Consider the following 15,580-nt stretch of genomic DNA (forward strand, 5'->3'; position numbering starts at 1 on the left):
CAATGCAATACCTGATTAGACGTGCTCGCCCAGTACCGATACCGTCACGTCGACGAGAACATCCGTGTGCAGCGAAACTTGCACCGGATGATCGCCGACCATCTTCAGCGGACCATGGGCCAAACGCACTTGCGCCTTTTCGAGCTGGAAGCCCTGCTTGGCAAGCGCGGCCGCGATATCCGCATTTGTCACGGAACCAAACAAACGGCCATCGACACCCGCTTTCTGACCGATCTGAAGCATCAGGCCAGCCAGCTTTTCGCCTTGTGCCTGAGCCGCAGCCAGCTTTTCAGCGGCGATTTTTTCGAGTTCCGCACGACGCACTTCGAATTCAGCGATAGCGTCTTTCGTTGCACGGCGGGCGAACTTGTTCGGAATCAGGAAGTTACGTGCGTAACCGTCCTTGACTTTGACGATGTCACCAAGATTGCCCAGGTTGACGACTTTTTCCAGAAGAATGATTTGCATTCGGATGCTCCTTTAGCGTCGTCGGGTTAGGCCTTGTGCTGGTCGGTATACGGCACCAGCGCGAGAAAACGGGCGCGCTTGATAGCCGTATCCAGCTGGCGTTGATAGTGCGACTTCGTACCCGTGAGACGTGCCGGCGTGATCTTGCCGTTTTCGCCGATGAAGTCTTTCAGCGTTTCGATGTCTTTGTAGTCGATATGCTCGACGCCAGCGGCTGTGAAGCGGCAAAATTTCTTGCGCTTGAACAGCGGGTTTTGTTGCTGGCGACGCTTGTCGAATTTCTTACCTGTCGGGCGGGGCATGTTCAGTCCTTTCCAATATCCTGCAATTCTGTGATGTGAAACACCAGGGTTCTGGCATTGCGATGTTTTTTCGCCAGAAAGCCGGTGAAGAGCATTTCAACGCCCATGACACAGCCTTCTATCCTGCCGCTCACTTCGCCTGCCGCAAGCGCGGGCAAGGTCAGTTCGACTTGACGGGCGATGCCTGCCTCGACGACTTCCGTGTGATGCTGCAACGTGCAGCCCGCAACCGGAACGCCTGCAGGCGTATATCGCAGCACTTCGCGCTCAACAATGCTGGCAGTGAGTTGCAGCCTGTTCACGGAAGCGGCGCGCCTTGGTACCCTGGTGGCTTAAAAAGAGGTCTTAAGCCTGCGCTTCAGACGGTTGCGTTGCAGCCGCCTTCTTGGCTTCTTCGCGCTGCACGTCCTTCATCATCGGCGATGCGCCGGTTTCGGCCTTTTTCATCTTGACGATCAGGTGACGCAAAACAGCGTCATTGAACTTGAATGCGTGCTCGAGTTCGTCGAGCGTGGTCTGGTCGCACTCGATGTTCATGCAGACGTAGTGAGCCTTGGCGAGTTTCTCGATCATGTAGGCCAGTTGACGGCGGCCCCAGTCTTCGATGCGGTGGATCTGGCCGCCGTGCGACGTGATCGTGGTCTTGTAGCGCTCGATCATGGCGGGCACCTGCTCGCTCTGATCCGGATGCACGATAAAGACGATTTCGTAATGACGCATACACACTCCTTATGGATTAAAGCCACCCGGGCGTCGGAACCGGTGCGGCAAAGTGAGAAGCCCGAAAGTGTAACGGTGAATCCTGCCGCAGGCAAGGCTTTCGCCTCTTTTCCCTGCCAATTCGGCCGTATTTTCAACGGCTTACCCCGGCTTACCCCGGCTTACTCCCCGGCTTACCCCCCGGCTTACCCCTTTAGGCACGGCTATTGGGCATGCTGGCGCGCCGTTTTACGTCAAATCACGCCGTTTTTCTTCGCGCTTGCGGCCTGATCCGTCGCCTAATCCTTGCCATTCCAGTAATCGGCTTCGGCGTAACACGCTTTCAGATAGTCGATGAAATAGCGCACCTTGGCGGGCACGTAACGTTGTTGCGGATAGACCGCAAGGATGTCGTAATCCGGCAGCGCAAACTCGTCCAGAACGGTTTCCAGCTCGCCGCGCGCCAGTTGTGCCTGGACTTCCCAGGTCGAACGCCAGCCCAGCCCCAGGCCTTCGGAAACCCAGCGATGCAGCAATTCGCCGTCGTTGCAATCGAGCGTGCCATTCACCCGCACCGTTGCCAGCCGCCCGTCACGGTTAAAAAACCAGCCCCGGTTCTGGCCGCCCTGAAGGTTAAACGCGAGGCAATTGTGCGAGCGCAGGTCGTCCAGCGTTTGCGGCCGGCCATGGCGCTCAAAATAAGCCGGTGTGCCGCACACCACGCGACGATTCGACGCCAGCTTCACCGCGACAAAATTAGGGTCCACCGTGCCCCCGATCCGGATCGACAGGTCATAACCCTCGCGCACCAGGTCCGCAACCCGGTCACTCAGATTGAATGACACCCGAAGCTTGGGCTTGTCCGCCACAAAAGTGCTGGCCAACGGCGCAACGTGCTTGCGGCCAAACGCCGCGGGTGCCGACACCACCAGATGACCACTTACCGTGCGGCGACCCTCGGTCAACTCGTCTTCCGCCTGGTTCCATTCGCGTAGCAAACCACGGCAGCGCTCCAGAAACGCGCCGCCCTCCTCGCTCACCACCAGCCGCCGCGTCGAACGGTACATCAGCTTGACGCCCAGACGCTTTTCCAGCGCGTCGATGCGGCGTCCCAAAATGACAGGCGAAACGCCCTCCTCAAGCGCCGCCGCCGCCAAACTGCCCGCATCCGCCACACGCACAAACGTTTCGATCTGTCTAAATCGATCCACGACTCGTCCCCCTGCATTTTTGGGATAACCGGTTACGCCCACGCCACGGGGAAAGCCGCCCCATTCAATACTTTTTGTTTCGAAATAAACGACCAACTGCGATCTTATCAAACCTTATTTGCAGACTTAGAGTGCTTGCCATCCCTGCCACTGTGGCATTCCCCCGATATTGAGGAGACATTCATGGCCAAGATGAGAGCCGTCGACGCAGCCGTGCTGGTACTTGAAAAAGAAGGCATCGACACGGCGTTCGGCGTGCCAGGCGCCGCCATCAACCCGTTTTATTCGGCGATGCGCAAGGCGGGCAATATCAGCCACGTGCTGGCACGCCACGTCGAAGGCGCCTCGCATATGGCCGAGGGTTATACCCGTGCGGCTCCCGGCAATATCGGCGTGTGCATCGGCACCTCCGGGCCCGCGGGCACCGACATGATCACCGGGCTGTATTCAGCGTCCGCCGATTCCATCCCGATCCTCGCCATTACCGGCCAGGCGCCACGCGCACGGCTTTACAAGGAAGATTTTCAGGCTGTCGATATCGAATCCATCGCCAAGCCCGTCACCAAATGGGCCGTGACCGTGCGCGAACCCGCGCTCGTGCCGCGCGTGTTCCAGCAGGCCTTCCATCTGATGCGCTCGGGCCGTCCAGGCCCCGTGCTGGTCGATTTGCCGATTGACGTACAACTGGCCGAAATCGAATTCGACATCGATACCTACGAGCCTTTGCCGGTCTACAAGCCCCGGGCGACGCGCAAGCAGATCGAAGCTGCGCTGGCCCTGCTCAATGAAGCCGAAAAACCCCTGATCGTCTCGGGCGGCGGTGTGCTCAATGCCGAGGCCGAAGACCTGCTGGTGCAATTCGCGGAAACCGTGGGCGTTCCGGTCATTCCCACGCTGATGTCATGGGGTGCGATCCCTGATGACCATCCGCTGATGGCCGGCATGGTCGGTCTGCAAACGGCGCACCGTTACGGCAATGCCACGTTGCTTGCGTCCGATTTCGTGCTGGGCATCGGCAACCGCTGGGCGAACCGTCACACGGGCAGCATCGAGGTCTATACCAAAGGCCGCAAATTCGTCCATGTCGATATCGAGCCAACACAGATTGGCCGGGTCTTCGGCCCGGATCTGGGCATCGTTTCGGATGCAAAAGCCGCGCTCGAACTGTTCGTCGAAGTCGCCCGCGAATGGCAGGCGGCAGGCAAGCTGCAAGAGCGCAGTGCCTGGGTCGCCGAGTGCCAGTTGCGCAAGCGCACGATGCAGCGCAAAACCCACTTCGATAACGTGCCGATCAAGCCTCAACGCGTCTACGAAGAGATGAACCAGGTGTTTGGCCGCGATACCTGCTACATCAGCACGATCGGGCTCTCGCAAATCGCGGGCGCCCAGTTCCTGCATGTGTACAAGGCACGTAACTGGATCAACTGCGGCCAGGCGGGCCCGCTCGGCTGGACCATTCCCGCCGCGCTCGGCGTGCGTGCCGCCGATCCCCAGCGGCCCATCGTCGCGCTCTCGGGCGATTACGACTTCCAGTTCATGATCGAAGAGCTCGCGGCGGGCGCGCAATTCAAGCTGCCCTACATCCACGTGGTGGTGAACAACTCTTATCTCGGGCTGATCCGTCAGGCCCAGCGCGCGTTTGATATGGATTACTGCGTCCAGCTCGCGTTCGACAACATCAATGCCCCGGAAGTCAACGGCTACGGGGTAGACCACATCGCGGTGGCCAAAGGCCTGGGTTGCAAGGCGCTGCGCGTGTTCCGCCCGGAAGAGATCAAACCCGCGCTGCAAAAAGCCCAGGCGATGCTCTCCGAATTCAGCGTACCCGTCATCGTCGAAGTCATTCTTGAACGCGTGACCAATATTTCGATGGGCGCGGAAATCGACGCAATCAACGAATTCGAGGATCTGGCTGAAACCGCCGAACACGCCCCGAGCGCCATTTGCCTGCTCGACTAAGTGGGATAAAAAACCTGAAACCGGGGCAAACGGCCAGAGCCAGAACCTGAGACAACCCCAAAGAACTTGAGAGAGTGAAGTGACATGCCAAAATTCGCAGCCAATCTCACCATGCTATTCAACGAAGTCCCGTTTCTTGAGCGCTTTGCCGCGGCAGCGCAAGCGGGTTTCGACGCCGTTGAATTCCTGTTTCCGTATCCCTATGCCGTTGCAGAGCTCACCGCACAGCTCAAGCAGCATCGGTTGCGTCTGGTGTTGCATAACCTGCCGGCCGGCAACTGGGAAGCCGGCGAGCGCGGCATCGCCTGCCTGCCCGGACGCACGGAGGAGTTCCGCGAAGGCGTTGGCCGTGCCATCGGCTATGCCAAGGCGCTTAATGTGCCGCAACTAAACTGCCTCGCGGGCCTTGTCCCCGCGGGCCTCGAAGCGCAAACGGCACGCGCCACGCTGGTCGACAACCTGCGTTTCGCGGCGGCGGCGCTGAAAAAAGAAGGCATCAGGCTGCTGGTCGAACCCTGCAATTCGCGCGACATGCCGGGGTTCGCCCTGAACTATTCGGCGCAAGGGCTGGAAGTGATCCGCGAGGTGGGATCGGACAACCTTTTTTTGCAGTACGACATCTATCACATGCAACGCATGGAGGGCGAACTGGCCGCTACGATCAAAAGCAATCTGGCTTCGATCGGACATATCCAGCTTGCCGACAACCCCGGCCGTCACGAGCCTGGCACCGGCGAAATTCACTATCCGTTCCTCTTCGAGCTGCTTGATACGCTCGGCTACGACGGCTACATCGGCTGCGAATACAAACCTCGCACCACAACCGCCGAAGGGCTCGGCTGGCTGCAACGCAGCGCTGGACAGCCTCGCGCGAATGAACGCGTCGTGGCCTGACAGCGGGTCTGACAGCGGGTCTGACAGCGGGTCTGACAGCGGGTCTAACAGCGGGTCTGACAGCATTAAACGGCACGATCGAACGGCGCGAACCACAACACATCGGGGCAGCCAGCACACGCGCTCGCCCCGCAACCCGACACTCTGGATGGAGAAACAGCATGGCGAAGATTGGTTTTATTGGCCTCGGCATCATGGGCGCGCACATGGCGCGCAACCTTATCAAAGGCGGTCATACGCTATTCGTGAATGGCGCATACCACGTGCCCGATGACCTGCGCATCACGGCCACGGTTGTCGCCCACTCGAAAGCCGTGGCCGAAGCCGCGGATGTCGTGATCATCATGGTGCCCGACACCCCTCACGTCGCTGACGTGCTGTTTGCCGACGAAGGCGCGGCTCAAGGCCTGACGCGCGGCAAGCTGGTCATCGACATGAGTTCGATCTCGCCGCTTGAAACACAGGAATTCGCCAAAAAGATCAACGCGCTCGGTTGTGACTATCTCGATGCACCGGTCTCCGGCGGCGAAATCGGCGCCCGTGATGCAACGTTGACGATCATGGTGGGCGGCCCGCAAAAAGCGTTCGATCAAGCCAAGCCGCTCTTCGAACTGATGGGCAAGAATATTTCGCTAATCGGCGATAACGGTGCGGGTCAAACCTGCAAGGTCGCCAACCAGATCATCGTGGCACTGAACATCGAAGCCGTTGCCGAAGCGTTGCTCTTCGCCGCACGCTCCGGCGCTGACCCCGAACGGGTGCGCCGGGCACTGATGGGCGGGTTTGCTTCATCGCGCATTCTTGAGGTTCATGGCGAGCGCATGATCAAGCGCACGTTCGATCCAGGCTTCCGGATCGAGCTGCACCAGAAAGACCTGAACCTGGCGCTGGACGGCGCCCGCAAGCTGGGAATCGCCCTGCCGCACACGGCCAGCGCCCAGCAACTCTTCAGCGTCTGTGTGGCGAACGGTGGCAAGGCATGGGATCACTCGGCAATGGTGCGTGCGCTCGAGATCATGGCGAACTTCGAGGTTGCAGAGGCGCCGGGCAAGGAAGCGAAAGCGGCTTGAAGGACGTGCATTGTGCGGTTCATGGCCCCGTGTCCGGGCTTTTCATGCCGGATGCATCCCTGGGGCCCGCACCACCCGCCAACGATCTGGCGCTCGCAACGCGAGCAAAATCCAGCTTGATCTGATCCTGGCCTCCCCCGCGTCACGCCTGACTCACCATGGCGCGATGGCATGGCGCCAGCGATCAGGCAAACCAAACCGCCCAGTCCGCCGGGCGGCATGCAGGGGTCCGCAGCGGCACCCGGTAATGCCGGGGAAGCCTTGGTCGGTCAGACGTCGTTACCGGGTGTCCGACTGTCGGATTTCGATTTTTCTGCATTTTTTCTACGTTATTCAAACGAACTATTTTCTATATTGCCGTTATTACGTTTGAGACTTTTTCTGATGCAAAACCCTGAACTATTCCTACATAAAAATGGAATTATCTAATTGCATTCAAGTCAGACTCGCTTAGACTGCAACACCTCAACAGCTTTTCAACCACGTAAGGAGTATGACTGATGGGTCTCCTCAGCTTCATTAAAGACGCCGGCGAAAAACTGTTCGGTGCAGCCTCGGGTTCCGCGCAAGCCGCAACGGCGCCAGCCGATGCCGCCGCCCTGAACAAGACAGCGGGCGATGCCATTGCCGCTTATATCCGTGCCCAGGGCCTCGACGCCCAGAATCTGCAAGTCACCTATGACGGCTCCACGCATGTCGTGACCGTGTCAGGCGAAGCCGCCGACCAGCCCACCAAGGAAAAAATCCTGGTCTCAGCGGGCAATGTGCAAAACGTTGACAAGGTTGACGACAAGCTGACGGTGAGCAATCCGTCAGCCGCCGCCCAGTTTCACACGGTGGTTGCCGGCGATAATCTGTGGAAAATTGCAGAGAAGTATTACGGCAACGGCGCGAAAAATGACCTGATCTTCCAGGCGAATACGCCCATGCTGAAAAGCCCGGACAAGATTTATCCAGGCCAGGTGCTAGTCATCCCAGCCGCCTAGTCGGCCCATAACAGCCCATAAGCATCGCTTCCGGGAATTAAACCGTAGAAGTCAACATCATCAATACGGCGGTATCGGCTTTAGCCCATACCGCCGTATTGTTTTGTTTTAGCGGTTTTAGCGCAGGTTTTATCGTGGCTATTGCCTCGACCGCGGCAAAACACCCCCTCAATAAAGATCAAACACCCGTTGCAAGGCCACCGGTCCAGCGGCTCCGGCCGCCAGCGCCAGCATCAGCAACACGCGCGCCTTGTACGGATTCAGCGAATCCGCTGTAACGAAGCCCAGCGCATCATCCGCTGCCGCACCGTTATGCATCACATGTCCTGAGCCTACCCGTGACGACCGCACCACCGCGATCCCCTGGGTTAGCGCGTCCACCAGCGCCTGCTGCAAGGTTTCATGAATCGATCCGTTACCCGTGCCCGCGACGACAATCCCACGTACCCCAGCCGCCACCAGGCCCTCCACAAGCGCGCGCGAAACACCCGCATAGCTCGTCACGATTTCGACGTGCGGCCATGCCGAGCCGATCACAAACTCCGTATCCAGCGTATGCGGCCGCACCACGCGGCGCACCAGCTCCACCCGGGCATCCTGCACCCAGCCCAGCACACCGGCCTCCGGTGAATGAAACGCATCAACGGCAAAGGTGCTGGTCTTGACTGCATCGCGGGCGCTATGGATCCGGTTATTCAGCGCCACCAGCACGCCCTGGCCCCGCGCCGCAGGGCTTGCCGCCAGCGTCACCGCATTCAGCAGATTCAGTGGGCCATCTGCGGAAAGCGCCGTGGCCGGACGCATCGCGGCAGTCAGGACCACCGGCTTGCTGCTTTTTACTGTCAGATGCAACAGATAAGCCGTTTCTTCGAGCGTATCGGTGCCGTGCGTAATGACGACACCGTCTATCGCGTCATCGCCAAGCAACGCGTTGACGCGTTGCGCCAGCGTCGTCCAGAACGCCAGCGTCATGTCCTTGCTGTCGAGGTTCGCCAGTTGTTCGGCGTCGAGGCGCGCCACTTTGCCCAGCGCGGGAATGGTTGCCAGCAACTGTTCAATGCTCAGCACACCCGCCTCGTAACCCGCAGTATTCGCCGGGTCGGATGCCGCACCGGCAATCGTGCCGCCCGTGGCCAGCACCACGATACGGGGCAACGTCCGCGCCGCAGCGGGAAAAACAGGCGAATCAGGCGAATGAGCTGAACCAGACGCTTCAGGCAAAGCGGAAGCGGGAGAGGAAGTCGAAGTATTCATGGCCGCAAGGGTAGACAAATTGAGGGGTATTCATGGCCACGAGGGTGTGCACATAGGAATATTCATGGGCCACGATTGTAGGCGAAGTGTTTTCGCTGATGCAGTAGCCCTTGTCTACCTGATTGGCTGATTTTCTGCTCACGCACCTGTCATACGCTTTCACGCAATTGTCCAGCGATCTCGGCTTCGTCCAGTTGCGGCGCGAACATCTCGATCAGCCGGTAGGCGTAAGCGCGCAAAAACGCCCCCTTACGCAGCCCAAGACGTGTGGTGCTGGCTTCGAACAGGTGCTGTGTCTCAAGCGCCACCAGTTCGGTATCGCGCTTCGGATCGTAGGCCATCGCCGCTACCACGCCCACTCCCATGCCCAGTTCGACATAGGTTTTGATCACGTCAGCGTCAATCGCGGTCAGCACCACATCCGGCAGCGCGCCCACGCGAGCAAAAGCCTGGTCGATATGCGAGCGGCCCGTGAAATCCTGGTCGTAGGTAATCAGCGGATACTCCGCAATCTCTTCGAGCGTCAGCTTCGGCCGCCCCACCAGCGGATGGTCTTTGGGCACCACCACCACGTGATGCCACGAATAGCACGGGAACGTGACGATATCCGGATAACGGTCTAGCGCCTCGGTCGAAATGCCGATATCCGCTTCGCCGTTAAGGATCATCTGCGCGATCTGTTGCGGGCTGCCCTGGCGCAGCGCCAGATGCACCTTCGGAAACACCGTCGTGAACTGGCGAATCACCTTGGGCAAGGCATAGCGCGCCTGGGTATGGGTCGTTGCCACGACCAGATGGCCATTGTCCTGGTCAGCGTACTGGCTCGCCACGCGCCGCAGGTTTTCGGCGTCCAGCAGCATCCGCCCGATCAACTGGTGCACCGCCCGGCCGGGTTCGGTGAGCCCTGTCAGCCGTTTGCCGCGACGGATAAAAATATCGACGCCCAGTTCATCTTCGAGATCCTTGATCTGCTTCGATACGCCCGATTGCGACGTATACAGCACATTGGCCACCTCGGTGAGGTTCATGTTCTGGCGCACGGCCTCGCGCACAAAACGCAACTGCTGGAAATTCATAACGGGTTTCCGGTTGCAACAGCAAAAAACAGCAAAAAAAAGAATGCGCGCGAAGCATGCCTGCGCCAGCAGGTCACGGGCAGCACGTCATGGCGTGGGAAACACCCTCAGCGCGCGTGGCACAACAGTGGCACCGTCGCCCGGCGCCAGTTGCAACGCCCGCCAGGTTTCGCGGTCGAGCTCGGCTTCGAGCAGGTTGCCATGCTGGCCTTCGAGTTCAACCCGGACCGAGCCGCCCAGCGTGACCACTCGCCGCACACCGACCCTGATGCCATCCCGCTGCTCCGCGCTGAGCGGATAGAGCACCAGATCATGCGGCCGCACATAGGCCTGTGCCGGCCCCTCGAAACTGGCGTCGAGCTTGATCGGCTGCGTTGCGCCTGCCGCAACAAAACCACGGTGATCGACATGACCGGCCAAACGGTTCGCCGCGCCCAGAAACTCATAGACAAACGAGGTCTGAGGATGGTCATACACGGCTTGTGGACTGCCAACCTGCTCAACATGGCCGTGATTCATCACGACGATGCGGTCCGCCACTTCAAGCGCCTCTTCCTGGTCGTGCGTGACAAACAGCGTCGAAATATGCAAATCGTCGTGCAAGCGCCTCAGCCAGCTCCGCAGTTCCTTGCGCACCTTGGCATCCAGCGCACCAAAAGGCTCGTCGAGCAGCAACACCTTGGGTTCGACCGCCAGCGCCCGCGCCAGCGCAATACGCTGGCGCTGCCCCCCCGACAGCTCCGAGGGATAACGCTGCGCGAGCCAGTCGAGTTGCACGAGCTGGAGCAGCTCATGCACCTTGTCCCGAATCACCGCCTCCGCCGGGCGCTCCCGGCGCGGCTTGACGCGCAAGCCAAAAGCGACGTTCTCGAACACCGTCATATGGCGAAACAGCGCGTAATGCTGAAATACGAAACCCACTTGCCGCTCGCGGGCGCCGACGCGCGCCACATCCTGGCCTTGCAGCACCACCTGGCCCGCATCGGCGTCATCCAGGCCGGCAATCACGCGCAACAGCGTGGTCTTGCCACAACCCGAGGGCCCCAGCAGCGCGACCAGTTCGCCAGCGGGGAAATCAAGAGAAACATCATCGAGCGCGATGAAATCGCCAAAACGTTTTTGCAGATGACGAACCGTGATACTCATTGCTCACACTCCTTACAGAACCGGATGCTGGGGCGCTGCGTCCGACGCGCTGGCGTCCCCAGGCTGACCCGCATGGGCGGGAACCCGACGCGCCGGCGCCATTCCGGCGGACAGATGCCGCTCGGCCAGCAGCTTGATGGCGAGCGTCACCAGCGCCAGCAGCGCCAGCAACGAGGCCACGGCAAACGCGGCGGCAAAGTTGTACTCGTTATAGAGAATCTCGACATGCAGCGGCATCGTGTCGGTTTGCCCGCGAATATGTCCGGACACCACCGACACCGCGCCAAACTCGCCCATCGCCCGCGCGTTACACAGAATCACGCCATACAGCAGCCCCCATTTGACGTTGGGCAACGTCACCCGGCGGAAAATCTGCCAGCCGGATGCGCCCAGCACATGCGCCGCTTCTTCCTCATCGTTGCCTTGTGCCTGCATCAACGGAATCAGCTCCCGCGCGACAAACGGAAACGTGACGAAGACCGTCGCCAGCACGATGCCGGGCACGGCGAAGATAATCTGCACGTCATGCGCTTGCAGCCACGGCCCGAACCAGCCTTGCGCGCCGAACAGCAGCACGTAGATCAAGCCTGAGATCACCGGCGACACCGAGAACGGCAGGTCGATCAGCGTGGTCAGCAGCGCCTTGCCGCGAAATTCGAAACGGGCAATACACCAGGAGGCGGCCAGACCGAACACCAGGTTCAGCGGCACGGCGATGAACGCGACCAGCAGCGTGAGCTTGAGCGCCGAGACGGCATCCGGATCGGCCAGCGCGGCGAAATACACTCCCACGCCTTTGCTGAACGCCTGATAAAACACCGCGACGAGCGGCACGACGAGAAAGAGTCCGAGAAACAGCAAGGCGATGCCCGTGAGCACCCCGCGCACCCACGCAGGTTCGGTCACCGGATGGGTGCGGCTCGCCGCAGCGCCAGGAGATAGGCTCGCGCGGCTCATGATGCGTCCGCCTTTGAATGATTCGCCGGGTTGGCCGCGGCTTGGCCGGATCGCCCGGATTGGCCCCGGCGGCTGGTTTTGCGCTGCAAATACCACTGCAGGGTATTGATCAGCAGCAGCATCGCAAACGACACCATCAGCATCACTACGGCGAGCGCCGTGGCGCCTGCGTAGTCGTACTGTTCGAGCTTGGTGATGATCAGCAGCGAGGTAATTTCGGACTTCATCGGCACATTGCCCGCGATGAAAATCACCGAGCCGTACTCCCCCAGCGCGCGGGCAAATGCCAGTGCAAAGCCGGTCAGCAGCGCGGGAAAGACGGCGGGCAAAACGATCCGGCGAAACGTCAGCCAGCGCGAGGCACCAAGGCAAGCGGCGGCTTCTTCCTGTTCGCGCTCAAACTCTTCGAGCACGGGCTGCACCGTTCGCACGACAAACGGCAAACCGATAAACGTGAGCGCCACCAGCACGCCGACAGGCGTAAAAGCGATCTTGATGCCGAGCGGCGCGAGAAATTGCCCGATCCAGCCATTGCTGGCATACACCGCCGCCAGCGAAATGCCCGCGACCGAAGTGGGCAACGCAAACGGCAAATCGACGATCGCATCGACCAGGCGGCGCAACGGAAACGAATAACGCACCAGCACCCAGGCGACGAGAAAACCAAACACCGCATTGATCAGCGCCCCACCCAGCGCGGCGAAAAACGTCAGCCGGTAGGACGCCAGCACGCGCGGCGACGTGACGGCCTGGACGAACTGCGCCCAGTCGAGCGTGGCGGTTTTCAGAAAGGTCGATGCCAGCGGAATCAGTACCACAAGGCTCAGGTAAGTCACCGTGATGCCGAGCGTCAGGCCAAAGCCCGGCAAGGCGCCCGGTCGGCGGAAAGTCAACGTTGTCATGCGTGAGGTCCGTTATCGGGTGAACAACGCGGGTAAATAGCGCGGGTAAGCAACACAGATAAGCAACACAGATAAGCAGCGTGCATCTGGCATGCATTGGCACCTACCGGCAAAACGCGCCCCGTGGGGCGCGCCGCGCGGCTCGCGGGGCCGGAATGCCAGCCGTCAGCCGCGCTTACTGATGCTGATAGATCGAATCGAACACCCCTCCATCGGCGAAATGAACCTTCTGCGCCTGAGTCCAGCCGCCAAACGAATCGTCGACGGTGTACAGCTTCAACTTCGAAAATTTGGCTGTGAGCGCAGCGGGAACTTTGTCCGAACGCGGACGGTAGAAGTTGCGTGCGGCGATCTGCTGGCCCTCGCTGCTATAAAGGAAGTTCAGATAAGCCTCAGCCAGCTTGCGCGTACCGCGCTTGTCCACGACTTTATCCACGACCGCCACGGGCGGCTCGGCAAGAATACTCACCGAAGGCACGACAATTTCGAACTTGTCCGGGCCGAACTCCTTGAGCGACAGGAAGGCCTCGTTTTCCCAGGCAATCAGGACGTCGCCGATATCGCGCTGCACGAAGCTGGTGGTCGCGCCCCGCGCGCCCGAATCGAGCACGCCTGCGTTTTTGTAGAGCTTCGTCACGAATTCCCGGGCTTTCTGCGCATTGCCACCCGGCTGATGTTCCGCATAGGCCCATGCTGCAAGGTAATTCCAGCGTGCGCCGCCGGAGGTCTTCGGGTTCGGCGTGACGATCGACACGCCGGGTTTTGTCAGGTCATCCCAGTCGCGGATCTGCTTCGGATTGCCTTTGCGCACCAGAAAAACGATGGTCGAGGTATAGGGCGAGGCATTGTCGGGCAAGCGTTTTTGCCAGTTTTTATCGAGCAGGCCCTTGTTGGCCAGCGCGTCGATGTCATAAGCCAGCGCGAGCGTCACGACATCCGCCTGAAGACCATCGAGCACCGACCTTGCCTGTGCCCCGGAGCCGCCGTGCGACTGCCTGAAATTCACGCTTTCACCGGTTTGGGCCTTCCATGCCCGGCCGAATGCCTGGTTGAAATCCTGATACAGCTCCCGGGTCGGATCATAAGAAACGTTTAGAAACGTCGTATCGGCAGCCCGAACGGGCACACTCAGAACGACCGTGGAAATCACCCCCAAAGCCAGTGCGCCCAATCTGCGGCGCAGGCGGCCAGCCAAGCCTGTATTGCGATAGAACATCGTTTTTCTCCGAGGTGTGTGCGGTATGAGACGCGTTGTGGTTTCGATTGCAGGCCAGTCTATCGAAGCTATCTCATAATCAAAACGAATGTTTTTTCATTTTTTAATATGGAAAAGTGTTAATGAACGCGACAAGTAAAGCTTGAATTGCTTCGAATACTGTATAAAAATACAGCCACCTGTCTATCCATACAGTCTTTCCATGATCAAACTCACCGCACGTCAGCAGCAGGTTTTCGAACTGGTCCACCGGGCCATCGAGCGCACCGGCTTTCCGCCCACCCGGGCCGAGATCGCCGCTGAACTGGGTTTCAGTTCGGCCAACTCGGCTGAAGAGCACCTCCGGGCGCTGGCGCGCAAAGGTGTCATCGAACTGGCCGCGGGCGCATCACGCGGCATCCGCCTGCTTCATGGCCCCAACCCGCACGATCCGCCACACCACCCGCCACACCCATACACGCTCCCCCACGCCAGCCTGATGCAGCTTTCACTGCCGCTCATCGGACGTGTCGCGGCAGGCAGCCCAATCCTCGCGCAAGAGCATATCGCCCAGCATTACGCCTGCGACCCTGCGCTTTTTTCGAGCCGGCCGGATTACCTGCTGAAAGTACGCGGGCTGTCGATGCGCGATGCCGGCATTCTCGATGGCGATCTGCTGGCCGTACAAAAGAAAAGTGAAGCCAAAGACGGCCAGATCATCGTCGCGCGGCTAGGTGATGACGTCACGGTCAAACGTCTCAAGCGCCAGCCCAATGGCATCGAGCTGATTGCCGAAAATCCCGATTACGAAAATATCTTTGTTCAAGCCGACAGCGCGGAGTTTGCGCTGGAAGGCATCGCGGTCGGGCTGATTCGGCCCAGCGAATTCTAAAATTCTGAACGCCACCAGGAGACCCTCATGGAGCGCTTTGCCACTTTCTTTGCCACTGTTTTTGCCACTTTGTTACTGTGCCGTTCGTTGTTGCTGCGTCGTTATTTATCAGGCCTGTCACGTCTGTCACGCCTGTTACCTCGCGTGCTCCAGCACCCGTTCTCGCATTTGCTGTCTCTGCATCCACAGCCTTTGCACTCGCTGCGCAAGCTGGCTGCCGCCCACCCCCAGCCGCCGCAAGTGTCTTCTGTCATGCGATCGCACCTGAGCACAGCAGCGGTATCGGCGGCACGGCCCCGGCCCCTGTCTTGTGCCAATCCGTCGCGGTCTCCGGCCCTGTCGCTACCGCCCGCCCTCTCTCCTGCTTTCTCTCCCGCCTTTTCCCGTGTTTCGCTCAATACCGGGCTCAACCTCGAAGCTGCCCGGCGTGCACCTGTCAGGGTCTACCACGGCGCATCCCGCCTCATCATGGTCGGTACGTTTGATTCAGTCTGCCGCATGATTGATCACCGCATCGAAGAAGAGCGGATCGCGGCGCAACTAGCGCCGCTCAAGTAAAACAGGGCCAC

General features: G+C 59.9%; 17 protein-coding genes and 1 pseudogene. 7 read left to right on the forward strand and 11 right to left on the reverse strand.

Annotated elements, in window-relative coordinates; all coding sequences use genetic code 11:
- Window positions 1-15 precede the first annotated feature (15 nt).
- From rplI to GH657_RS09395, 5 genes are all read right to left on the reverse strand, one after another.
- Window positions 16-468, reverse strand: a complete 453-nt coding sequence (rplI, locus tag GH657_RS09375) for a 50S ribosomal protein L9 (protein ID WP_153100441.1) — start codon at window positions 466-468, stop codon at window positions 16-18.
- A 26-nt stretch (window positions 469-494) separates the two neighbouring features.
- On the reverse strand, window positions 495-770 hold the full coding sequence (gene rpsR, locus GH657_RS09380) for a 30S ribosomal protein S18 (RefSeq protein ID WP_153100442.1): 276 nt from the start codon (window positions 768-770) through the stop codon (window positions 495-497).
- A gap of 2 nt (window positions 771-772) precedes the next feature.
- Window positions 773-1,072 carry a primosomal replication protein N gene (gene priB / locus GH657_RS09385; RefSeq protein WP_153100443.1) on the reverse strand — a complete coding sequence of 100 codons (300 nt, stop codon included), beginning with the start codon at window positions 1,070-1,072 and terminating at the stop codon, window positions 773-775.
- A 43-nt stretch (window positions 1,073-1,115) separates the two neighbouring features.
- The gene (rpsF, locus tag GH657_RS09390) at window positions 1,116-1,490 is read right to left on the reverse strand and encodes a 30S ribosomal protein S6 (protein WP_153100444.1); all 375 of its coding nucleotides are present in this window, start codon (window positions 1,488-1,490) and stop codon (window positions 1,116-1,118) included.
- Between the two features lie 278 nt (window positions 1,491-1,768).
- On the reverse strand, window positions 1,769-2,680 hold the full coding sequence (locus GH657_RS09395) for a LysR family transcriptional regulator (protein ID WP_153100445.1): 912 nt from the start codon (window positions 2,678-2,680) through the stop codon (window positions 1,769-1,771).
- A gap of 183 nt (window positions 2,681-2,863) precedes the next feature.
- Between GH657_RS09395 and gcl the strand changes: the two genes are divergently transcribed.
- The 5 genes from gcl to lysM all read left to right on the forward strand — a co-directional run bounded on the left by gcl (window position 2,864) and on the right by lysM (window position 7,589).
- Window positions 2,864-4,639: a glyoxylate carboligase gene (gene gcl / locus GH657_RS09400; RefSeq protein ID WP_153100446.1), complete on the forward strand. Its 1,776-nt coding sequence runs from the start codon at window positions 2,864-2,866 to the stop codon at window positions 4,637-4,639.
- A gap of 84 nt (window positions 4,640-4,723) precedes the next feature.
- Window positions 4,724-5,533: a hydroxypyruvate isomerase gene (gene hyi, locus GH657_RS09405; RefSeq protein WP_153100447.1), complete on the forward strand. Its 810-nt coding sequence runs from the start codon at window positions 4,724-4,726 to the stop codon at window positions 5,531-5,533.
- A gap of 161 nt (window positions 5,534-5,694) precedes the next feature.
- Window positions 5,695-6,603: a 2-hydroxy-3-oxopropionate reductase gene (locus GH657_RS09410; RefSeq protein ID WP_153100448.1), complete on the forward strand. Its 909-nt coding sequence runs from the start codon at window positions 5,695-5,697 to the stop codon at window positions 6,601-6,603.
- Between the two features lie 171 nt (window positions 6,604-6,774).
- Window positions 6,775-7,032: a hypothetical protein gene (locus GH657_RS09415; RefSeq protein ID WP_153100449.1), complete on the forward strand. Its 258-nt coding sequence runs from the start codon at window positions 6,775-6,777 to the stop codon at window positions 7,030-7,032.
- 71 nt (window positions 7,033-7,103) lie between these two features.
- Window positions 7,104-7,589 (forward strand): peptidoglycan-binding protein LysM, encoded by a 486-nt coding sequence (gene lysM, locus GH657_RS09420; protein WP_153100450.1) that lies wholly within the window; start codon window positions 7,104-7,106, stop codon window positions 7,587-7,589.
- Between the two features lie 168 nt (window positions 7,590-7,757).
- On the opposite strand, the gene GH657_RS09425 is transcribed toward lysM, so the two are convergent.
- The 6 genes from GH657_RS09425 to GH657_RS09450 form a co-directional block, all read right to left on the reverse strand.
- Complete coding sequence (locus tag GH657_RS09425; RefSeq protein WP_153100451.1) at window positions 7,758-8,843, reverse strand: asparaginase; 1,086 nt, start codon at window positions 8,841-8,843, stop codon at window positions 7,758-7,760.
- A 149-nt stretch (window positions 8,844-8,992) separates the two neighbouring features.
- Window positions 8,993-9,919, reverse strand: coding sequence for a CysB family HTH-type transcriptional regulator (locus GH657_RS09430; protein ID WP_153100452.1), 927 nt, complete (start codon window positions 9,917-9,919; stop codon window positions 8,993-8,995).
- A gap of 87 nt (window positions 9,920-10,006) precedes the next feature.
- Window positions 10,007-11,065, reverse strand: coding sequence for a sulfate/molybdate ABC transporter ATP-binding protein (locus GH657_RS09435; RefSeq protein ID WP_153100453.1), 1,059 nt, complete (start codon window positions 11,063-11,065; stop codon window positions 10,007-10,009).
- 12 nt (window positions 11,066-11,077) lie between these two features.
- Window positions 11,078-12,022, reverse strand: coding sequence for a sulfate ABC transporter permease subunit CysW (gene cysW / locus GH657_RS09440; RefSeq protein WP_153100454.1), 945 nt, complete (start codon window positions 12,020-12,022; stop codon window positions 11,078-11,080).
- Window positions 12,019-12,924: a sulfate ABC transporter permease subunit CysT gene (cysT, locus tag GH657_RS09445; protein ID WP_153100455.1), complete on the reverse strand. Its 906-nt coding sequence runs from the start codon at window positions 12,922-12,924 to the stop codon at window positions 12,019-12,021. The genes cysW and cysT overlap by 4 nt, the downstream gene beginning before the upstream one ends.
- Before the next feature lie 175 nt (window positions 12,925-13,099).
- A complete protein-coding gene (locus GH657_RS09450; protein WP_153100456.1) occupies window positions 13,100-14,140 on the reverse strand; it encodes a sulfate ABC transporter substrate-binding protein in 1,041 nt (346 codons plus the stop codon).
- A 202-nt stretch (window positions 14,141-14,342) separates the two neighbouring features.
- On the opposite strand from GH657_RS09450, the gene lexA reads away from it, so the two are divergent.
- Window positions 14,343-15,011, forward strand: a complete 669-nt coding sequence (gene lexA / locus GH657_RS09455) for a transcriptional repressor LexA (RefSeq protein WP_153100457.1) — start codon at window positions 14,343-14,345, stop codon at window positions 15,009-15,011.
- A 300-nt stretch (window positions 15,012-15,311) separates the two neighbouring features.
- A pseudogene (locus GH657_RS09460) lies at window positions 15,312-15,569 on the forward strand (hypothetical protein); the annotation flags it as partial.
- Window positions 15,570-15,580 lie beyond the last annotated feature (11 nt).

This window comes from Paraburkholderia hayleyella (genome assembly GCF_009455685.1).
In the GTDB taxonomy this organism is placed as follows: Bacteria; Pseudomonadota; Gammaproteobacteria; order Burkholderiales; family Burkholderiaceae; genus Paraburkholderia; species Paraburkholderia hayleyella.

Coding starts and splice junctions, on each gene's coding strand:
- rplI (WP_153100441.1), bottom strand. CDS start 468: ATGCAAATCATTCTTCTGGAAAAAGTCGTCAACCTGGGCAATCTTGGT.
- rpsR (WP_153100442.1), bottom strand. CDS start 770: ATGCCCCGCCCGACAGGTAAGAAATTCGACAAGCGTCGCCAGCAACAA.
- rpsF (WP_153100444.1), bottom strand. CDS start 1,490: ATGCGTCATTACGAAATCGTCTTTATCGTGCATCCGGATCAGAGCGAG.
- gcl (WP_153100446.1), top strand. CDS start 2,864: ATGGCCAAGATGAGAGCCGTCGACGCAGCCGTGCTGGTACTTGAAAAA.
- hyi (WP_153100447.1), top strand. CDS start 4,724: ATGCCAAAATTCGCAGCCAATCTCACCATGCTATTCAACGAAGTCCCG.
- GH657_RS09410 (WP_153100448.1), top strand. CDS start 5,695: ATGGCGAAGATTGGTTTTATTGGCCTCGGCATCATGGGCGCGCACATG.
- GH657_RS09415 (WP_153100449.1), top strand. CDS start 6,775: ATGGCGCCAGCGATCAGGCAAACCAAACCGCCCAGTCCGCCGGGCGGC.
- lysM (WP_153100450.1), top strand. CDS start 7,104: ATGGGTCTCCTCAGCTTCATTAAAGACGCCGGCGAAAAACTGTTCGGT.
- GH657_RS09425 (WP_153100451.1), bottom strand. CDS start 8,843: ATGAATACTTCGACTTCCTCTCCCGCTTCCGCTTTGCCTGAAGCGTCT.
- GH657_RS09430 (WP_153100452.1), bottom strand. CDS start 9,919: ATGAATTTCCAGCAGTTGCGTTTTGTGCGCGAGGCCGTGCGCCAGAAC.
- GH657_RS09435 (WP_153100453.1), bottom strand. CDS start 11,065: ATGAGTATCACGGTTCGTCATCTGCAAAAACGTTTTGGCGATTTCATC.
- cysW (WP_153100454.1), bottom strand. CDS start 12,022: ATGAGCCGCGCGAGCCTATCTCCTGGCGCTGCGGCGAGCCGCACCCAT.
- cysT (WP_153100455.1), bottom strand. CDS start 12,924: ATGACAACGTTGACTTTCCGCCGACCGGGCGCCTTGCCGGGCTTTGGC.
- GH657_RS09450 (WP_153100456.1), bottom strand. CDS start 14,140: ATGTTCTATCGCAATACAGGCTTGGCTGGCCGCCTGCGCCGCAGATTG.
- lexA (WP_153100457.1), top strand. CDS start 14,343: ATGATCAAACTCACCGCACGTCAGCAGCAGGTTTTCGAACTGGTCCAC.